7 protein-coding genes, 2 tRNA genes and 2 pseudogenes are annotated in these 6,757 nt (G+C 41.6%); 2 read left to right on the forward strand and 9 right to left on the reverse strand.

The window, feature by feature from the left end:
• Positions 1-1,584 (reverse strand): annotated as a pseudogene (locus AC1DSB_RS11995) (SpoIIE family protein phosphatase); the annotation flags it as partial.
• A gap of 116 nt (positions 1,585-1,700) precedes the next feature.
• On the opposite strand from AC1DSB_RS11995, the gene AC1DSB_RS12000 reads away from it, so the two are divergent.
• Together AC1DSB_RS12000 and AC1DSB_RS12005 are read left to right on the forward strand one after the other, a co-directional pair.
• Positions 1,701-1,774, forward strand: a tRNA-Met gene (locus AC1DSB_RS12000).
• 141 nt (positions 1,775-1,915) lie between these two features.
• A tRNA-Glu gene (locus AC1DSB_RS12005) sits at positions 1,916-1,987 on the forward strand.
• An 87-nt stretch (positions 1,988-2,074) separates the two neighbouring features.
• Here AC1DSB_RS12005 and AC1DSB_RS12010 read toward each other — a convergent pair.
• The 8 genes and pseudogenes from AC1DSB_RS12010 to AC1DSB_RS12045 form a co-directional block, all read right to left on the reverse strand.
• Positions 2,075-2,533, reverse strand: a complete 459-nt coding sequence (locus AC1DSB_RS12010) for a DinB family protein (protein WP_477531813.1) — start codon at positions 2,531-2,533, stop codon at positions 2,075-2,077.
• A gap of 134 nt (positions 2,534-2,667) precedes the next feature.
• The gene (locus AC1DSB_RS12015; RefSeq protein ID WP_477586789.1) at positions 2,668-3,090 is read right to left on the reverse strand and encodes a S1 domain-containing RNA-binding protein; all 423 of its coding nucleotides are present in this window, start codon (positions 3,088-3,090) and stop codon (positions 2,668-2,670) included.
• A 124-nt stretch (positions 3,091-3,214) separates the two neighbouring features.
• On the reverse strand, positions 3,215-3,631 hold the full coding sequence (locus AC1DSB_RS12020) for an FtsB family cell division protein (RefSeq protein ID WP_036660472.1): 417 nt from the start codon (positions 3,629-3,631) through the stop codon (positions 3,215-3,217).
• A gap of 80 nt (positions 3,632-3,711) precedes the next feature.
• Positions 3,712-4,194, reverse strand: coding sequence for a spore cortex biosynthesis protein YabQ (gene yabQ / locus AC1DSB_RS12025; protein WP_477586790.1), 483 nt, complete (start codon positions 4,192-4,194; stop codon positions 3,712-3,714).
• Positions 4,191-4,490, reverse strand: a complete 300-nt coding sequence (gene yabP, locus AC1DSB_RS12030) for a sporulation protein YabP (protein ID WP_016429946.1) — start codon at positions 4,488-4,490, stop codon at positions 4,191-4,193. Before yabP ends, yabQ begins: the two co-directional genes overlap by 4 nt.
• An 83-nt stretch (positions 4,491-4,573) precedes the next feature.
• The gene (locus tag AC1DSB_RS12035) at positions 4,574-4,864 is read right to left on the reverse strand and encodes an RNA-binding S4 domain-containing protein (RefSeq protein ID WP_016429947.1); all 291 of its coding nucleotides are present in this window, start codon (positions 4,862-4,864) and stop codon (positions 4,574-4,576) included.
• A gap of 1 nt (position 4,865) precedes the next feature.
• Positions 4,866-6,329, reverse strand: a complete 1,464-nt coding sequence (gene yabN / locus AC1DSB_RS12040) for a bifunctional methyltransferase/pyrophosphohydrolase YabN (protein ID WP_036660463.1) — start codon at positions 6,327-6,329, stop codon at positions 4,866-4,868.
• Positions 6,330-6,334: 5 nt separating this feature from the next.
• A pseudogene (locus AC1DSB_RS12045) lies at positions 6,335-6,757 on the reverse strand (putative polysaccharide biosynthesis protein); the annotation flags it as partial.

Genomic DNA, 6,757 nt, shown 5'->3' on the forward strand with positions numbered 1-6,757 from the left:
CGGTTCTTCAGACAGCATATCAATTTGAAAATGTGCAATTTTCGCGTCATCCAGACGTTTAGAAATCTTTTCTTCTTCTGATTCATGGTTTGCTTCATTTAGCTGAAGATCTGCCATCAGTTCGCTCACATGATTACTCATGTCACGTAGTTGATAGGCAAGCATTTTCTTACCATGAGCGTAGTGTCCAGCTAATTTATTGTTTGCGTATTCTTCTTCAAGTGCATCAATCAATCCACTTGAACGTACACATTTTTCTTGAATGCGATCATTTAAACGATAACGAACGCCGGATTTTGTTTGTCCACGCATCTCTTTCCATTCATCCACAATTGGGTACATGCCTTGATTTTCCGCACCCCAACATTTGTCTTTTCGGAAGCAAGACCCACAAACCGAGTAATCGGGTGTTTGGGTGGTCGACGCGATTTCTTTTTGAGTTGGGAAACGGTCGTTCACAAGTTGGGTGATGAACTCAACGAACTGTTGGAAATCATAAAGTTGTGTATTTACTTTGTCTGTCAACCATTGTTGTCTTTTAAAAAGCACGGAAGAAGGTTTCGGGAACAACTGATTTTGAGCATAGCTTATCCAAGAAGACGGCATGATGAAAAAAATCATCATTGCGAGAGCCAGTGAAGCAAAATAGACTTTATCAAGTGGTAGTGACGTGTCATATACGGTGAAGAAAAGAGCCGCGCCAATCGATCCGATGGCCATCCATAGGCGACCTTTATTTTGAAATAGTCCTGCGCACAATCCGGATAAGGCGWAAACGGCAATCATGCCGCTAAAAGATAATTGAGACAAACTCAGGATTGTTCCCATGATTGTGGCGACAGCAGTCCCTACGAATACCCCTCCCACGCTGACCGCCCCGAACAACATAACATGAACGAGAACAAGTGGAATGGAAATGAGCCCAAACAATAATCCACCCATTCCCGTTAGCATTAAAGCGCTTACCATTACAGCTGCCCCTATGCGTTCAAACGTCCACTTTGCAGTTGTTAAAGCGTGCATCGGGACAAACAATTGGAATAAAAAGACCGTCATGATTGCGGACAAAATGCTTTCATATAAAACGAGTAAGGAGACGGATAGTGGGATTTCTCCCCCGTACGATACCCATTGCCATCCAACCTGGACAAGCAATATCACCATAGCTACCTGGAACGGAATCAACTTTTTGTTCTTAACAACTTGACTCACCGCTTGGTAGCCACCAACTTGCAGGACGTGGAGGACGGTCTGCCCGATTCCGAGCGTCAAGCTCCCACTGAGGCCCCCAATCCAAACAAACGGTAAATAACGTGGGTACCGCCTTGCCACAATGGCCCAAATGGGTAGAAAAAATGGAACAGCCGCTTCAAACAAAACCGCTTTCGATAAGAAGAACGCAAAAAATAAAATAAGTACGGATAATGTGATTTTCAATTTTTTCTTTTTTACGACTTGCACCCAACGACTCCAAACAGGCATTTTCTTCACACCATCAGTTGTCCACGATTTCATGAAACCAATCCCTTCCCATACGATGTTTTTCATTATAGGAGAAGGTTTGTTTGAAGTTTGTCTATTCATGACAGCCCTCATAAAAAACATTTCGACGAAATATCAGAAGAAACGTGATATATTTTCAAAAGACTGCTTGACACACCCTATCTTCGCTTGTATTATTAAAAATGTTCTTTAACAAAGGCGGCCTAGCTCAGCTGGCTAGAGCGTACGGTTCATACCCGTGAGGTCGGGGGTTCGATCCCCTCGGCCGCCATACTGATGTACGCATCCTAAGTTCGCCGCGTCCTGCGGCAACGGATGCATGATCCACATCCTGTGGACCCAAGCGTAAAGTGCCACTCTAGCCCGACACCGGCGCTRGAAGCTAGACATTGAACGTAGCACTTTCCACCAAGGCCCCTTGGTCAAGCGGTTAAGACACCGCCCTTTCACGGCGGTAACACGGGTTCGAATCCCGTAGGGGTCATCCCAAAAACCCACAAGAGACATTGTTCTCTTGTGGGTTTTTTCTTGCGTTTTTTAAATGTAAGATGAATTATCCAAAATTCAATCTTCAACTACCGCGAACTTGCTCAATTTGTCGTTTATGATGCTCATCATGTTGAGAAAAATCGGTAAAATAGCTTGTAATCGACAAAGCGTGATCTCCGATGTGGAATCCTTTATCCCATTCAATCTCATCTAGTTCTTCAAGTTTTTGCGTGATGCGCTGACGTTCATTTTTCGCATACGTAACGGTTTCTTCAAATGTTTGTTCAGCAGCACGTGCTGCAGCTTTTGCATTAAACTCATCGAACGCAGGGAAATTTTCAAGTTTCGCACCTTCTTTCATGACAGGGAGTCGTTCTTCAAATGTAAAACGATCCCATTCAGCTAAGTGCATGACAATTTCATTGGGCGACCATTTGCCTGGAGCATACGGACTCATTGCCTCTTCCTTATTCATCGCTTGCAATGAATCCAACCAGGTTTGATAATTTTTATGAGTCTCCAGAATTTGTTGTTTCTTCATACCCCTCACTCCTTTCTATATAAATTTCGCTAAATCTCGTTAGGAATCCTTTTTTAAAACACAAAAAAACATCCCTGTATGACAACAGGGATGCTATACAAAACACTTTTTCTACGATTAAAACAGCCAGCAAATTATCCTCGTTTTGCGCCGCGACCGCCACGCTTCGATTCAGTTGCACGTTTTAAAGTGGACAAACGATCTTCACTATCTTTTAAGAAACGTGCCATTTTTTGCTCAAAATTCTCTTTAAACGGACGATCTCGATCGTTTTGACGATTATTTTGGCGTGGACGTTGAGGACGTTCTGGTCGCTCAGGTTGTGGCTTGGCTTTACGAATTGATAAGCCGATTTTGCCGTCAGCTTCCACATTCATCACTTTTACTTCAACCATATCTCCAACTTTCAAATGCTSGTTGATATCTTTCACATAGTTGTCAGCGACTTCACTGATATGAACAAGACCTGTTGAGCCACCTGGTAGTTCGACGAATGCGCCGAAATTTGTGATTCCTGTTACTTTACCTTGTACCTTGCTGCCTACTTCAATTGACATAAAAAAAATGCTCCTCCTTAAAAATTAAGCCGGCTTCTTTGAAGCCTTGTAATCGTAATAGCGGACCTAAAAATACAGGTCTCCATTCTTAATTATAGCCAACAAAAAAAGAGTGTCAATAAGACTACTCTTTTGAATCATTGTTTTTGTCTTCATTTTCTTCTTTTTCAGGGATTGCAAAAATGATTTCTCCCTCGTCAGATAGGAAGTATTCTTTTCTGGCAAGCTTCGCAATGTATTCATCATCATTTAATTTGAGAATTTGAGAATTCAACAAATCTTGTTGATCTTTCACTTCTTCCAAAGCTTGTAGCGCTTGTTCTTTTCTATCTTCCTTGGCAGCCAGAACACGAGATTGATTTACCATTGTATAAGTCAACCATCCCATCACCACAACTACAAGGACTGCAAATGCAGCCAAGCGTCTAAACAAACGGACTTTATGTGCTTTCTGGCGTTTTTCGTGGCGTTCAACCGAGCGGACATAATCTTTGTTGATGGAAGCAATATTACGTTTTTCTTCGTTACCATGATTATTCATACTCAAGTTGTTCACTCCTCGTCAGCCATAATTTGTCAACTGTTTTGTAGTTGCAATTATAACCGATAACAAGTGATAACTCAAGATTTTTCAGGGATTTTTAAAGGGGATTTTTGTATTAATTTTAAAATTTTTGTTATTAATTTAATAATAGGTCGTATAGGAATCATACATATTTTAACAAAAAGGAGGACAATTGAGCGAATAATCCTGATGATCAGTTGAATAACCCACCAGATCGGATACACGATTAAACGCATAAACACATGTCTTACGAATAGCAACGGCCTACGAAACCATAACTCATAGAGAATTATTCCGACGAGTTGAGCACACGGGTCGTATATTCGCCAAGTCCCATCTCTTAACTGAAATAATAAATAAAAGCTTGCAATTCCTAATCCCAACCATAAAAAAATTTCAATTATTTTATGGTAACGTCTTAATAGAGCACGTGGACRGAGAGCTTGGCAACTGTCACGAAAACTTTCAACTAAAAAACCTGTGGCCACGCCACTAACAATCATGGCCAACAGGCTTAAAAATTGATAAGAGATCGTCATCCAAACAATTTATGCAAGAAATTACGGCTTTGTTCACGTTCTTCTTCATCATATTGGAACGTGCGCACGTGACCTTCAAGTGTCAGCAACCCCTTGTCCACATCTAAATGAACAATGCGTAACTCTTCGCCTCTAATACTTAAATGACCTTGCGATGTACGTACAGCGAATTCTTCTTGGTCAAATCGCTCAATGGATTTGACAGATGTTAAGTCCATGCGTTTGCGGTTTCGCAAACTAACTACGTGATCTCCTGATGGAATCGTGATGGATGCATGTTCGGCTTGATATTGCATAAAATTCCTCCTTTACTTGTCCAGTCCATTTACTATATGCAGGCAAACAAAAAAGCATGACCAGATTTGGCCATGCTCTTTATTTAATCTTCATCATCTATAAATTCAGGGTCGACTTTCTCCAGTCGCTCTTCTTTTAAGATGCTATACATCATCGTGGATTCTTCTTTTTTAACTGCATCTTTTAGCATTTCGATGCGAGCCGTCACAACTTTCTGCCCGAAACGGATGGCTAATTCATCGCCTACCTTCACAACGGAGCTGGCTTTACTTACTTTGCCATTAATCGTGATGCGGCCTTGATCAGCGACTTCTTTTGCAAGTGTACGTCGTTTAATCAGTCGTGATACTTTTAAAAATTTATCTAATCTCATGTCATTCATCCCCTTTTGCTTGTTTAGCCTGTTGCCAAAATTCTTCGAGTTCATCCAACGTGTATGCGCCGAATTCACCCTTGCCCTTCGTCACACTGTCTTCGACGTAGTGAAAACGGGTTTTGAATTTTCGATTCGCATGCATCATTGCTTCTTCAGGCGAAAGCCCGTAAAAGCGCGCTACATTGACAATCGTAAATAGCACATCGCCCAACTCATCCAGCTGTGATGTTGCTGAACCATTTAAAATTTCATGTCTGAATTCTTCCCATTCCTCTTCAAATTTCAACCAGGCACCCTCTGCTTCCGGCCAGTCAAACCCTACTTTCGCGGCGGCTTTTTGGAAATTGTACGAAGTTAAAAGTGAAGATTCCGAGCGCTCTTGTCCATACAGAATTCGGGTTTTGTCGTTGCCTTTTTCTGCTGACTTCAGTTGTTGCCAATTGCGCAACACGTCCTCTGAATTTTCTACTTCCACATCGCCAAAAACATGCGGATGTCTACGAATCATTTTCGAAGATACGCTTTCAAGAACATCTTCCAAACTGAAATATCCTTCATCTTCTCCGATTTGAGCATGTAAAAACACTTGCAGCAACACGTCTCCGAGTTCTTCAATCATTCCATCGTCATCCTGATCGTTTACAGCTTGTAAAAATTCATGTACTTCTTCTATTAAATATTTCTTTAACGTTTCATGTGTTTGTTCACGGTCCCACGGACAACCATCTGGTGCACGCAGCTTCGCAATAATTTCTCTAAATGTGGACCACTCTTTCAAGCGTTCTTCACGGTTATTAGCAGGTGGGACATAAACGGTCGTCAAATTGTTCAATTCAGCAGCACGGTCCAGCTCATACAAAGGTACGGTGCGGAGTACTTCTCCACTTGAGCCAGCTGCTGTGACGATGGTAACCGGGTAGTCTTCCGGATATTTTTCCATTAACGTCAACTTTACCTCGGATGCACTGTAGGCATCATATACTTGTGCAATCAATACATGTTGGGACATCTGGACATCATCCCGTTTGAACATTGTTCCATCAAGTAATTGAAAACCTTCAATAGGATCAATACGCAGAGCATTGAAAATTGGGTCCAGGAAACTTTGTCCGCCCACAATTTCAAGTTGAATACGCCCCTCTTTTTCTGCATCCACCAACCATTGAACAGTCTGTTCAGCCACTAATGGATGACCCGGAACAGCATAAAACAACGGACCGGATTGAGATAGTGTAATTAGCGTTTCGACAATCTCTTTATATACCGCTTCAAATGCATCATGTTTTTCATAAACTGCATCAAAGCTTTCGTATGAAATGCCTTCATCCTTTAATTCTTGTAATACGGGATGTTCAGCTGTTCGCACATACAGTCGTTGTGCTTTCAGCAATGTTTTATATACACCTAACGGCAATTGTTCCAAGTCCCCTGCCCCAAGACCAAGCACTGTAATTGTATTCATAAGAATCACCACTTTCTTTTTTTACCGTAAAGCCACAATTGAATCATGGCCATTCTTCGTCCGAGTGGTAATAAGAACCATTCCTTCTCGGCAATTATTCGACTTTTGGCGATGTAAAGCAAAAATACAGTTGCACCTAAACCCACGCTTGTGAGGGCCGTCAACATCGCGGCGAAGCGACTGGAAAGTCCATCAAATAACCAACCATCGGCTACATACATCCATGTTAATACGCTACAAATCATTAATAATGAAGCGACACTTAAATGACCATAAAATCTGGTATTCGCAAAACGAATCTTCCAAATTGAATAGACATAGACATATAAACTGATTGCAATGAAGGCGAAGCCAACATTACTGGCAATTGCAGCTCCCATAATTCCCATCTTAGGCAACAACCAAGCATTACACAACCACTTCAATAC

It is taken from the genome of Paenisporosarcina sp. P4_E4_2, assembly GCF_056401595.1.